The sequence below is a fragment of the Acidobacteriota bacterium genome (assembly GCA_033549365.1).
In the GTDB taxonomy this organism is placed as follows: Bacteria; Acidobacteriota; Aminicenantia; order Aminicenantales; family Saccharicenantaceae; genus JAWSUF01.
Map to the genome: position 1 here is coordinate 1 of JAWSUF010000070.1, position 538 is coordinate 538.

The 538-nt window shown below is 44.8% G+C and carries 1 rRNA gene; it reads right to left on the reverse strand.

What is annotated here, in order from left to right:
• Positions 1 to 316, reverse strand: a 16S ribosomal RNA gene (locus SCM96_16100); the annotation flags it as partial.
• Between the last annotated feature and the right edge of the window lie 222 nt (positions 317 to 538).

The window sequence follows — 538 nt, forward strand, 5'->3', positions numbered from 1 at the left end:
ATTGTGGTCTTGGTAGGCCATTACCCCACCAACTAACTAATAGGACGCAGGCTCATCCTGAAGCGATAGCATAATATAGAGGCCATCTTTAATCTTCTTCTCTTATGAGGAGAAGATATTATGCGGTATTAGCCCTCCTTTCGGAGGGTTATCCCCCACTAAAACAGGGTAGATTACCCACGCGTTACTCACCCGTTCGCCACTTTCTGCTAACTTCATCATCCCGAAGGAATCAGAAGTCAGCTTCTCGTTCGACTTGCATGTGTTAGGCACGCCGCCAGCGTTCATCCTGAGCCAGGATCAAACTCTCCGTATTTCTGAGGATAAGCAAGGAACTTAAGAATAAATCCAGGTCCCTCTTTCATCCCCATCTTTTTGTAAGACCGTCCCTTTTGGGTAAAGGGGGTCTTGTAATAAAACATTCAAACATCTGGCTGGGTACTATAGATTTTTCAAAGAACAGAGAGGGGTAACTCAGGAGAAACCCCTGAAACCCCATCTTCTTATGTATCACTATAAATTCTGAAGTGACAGACTC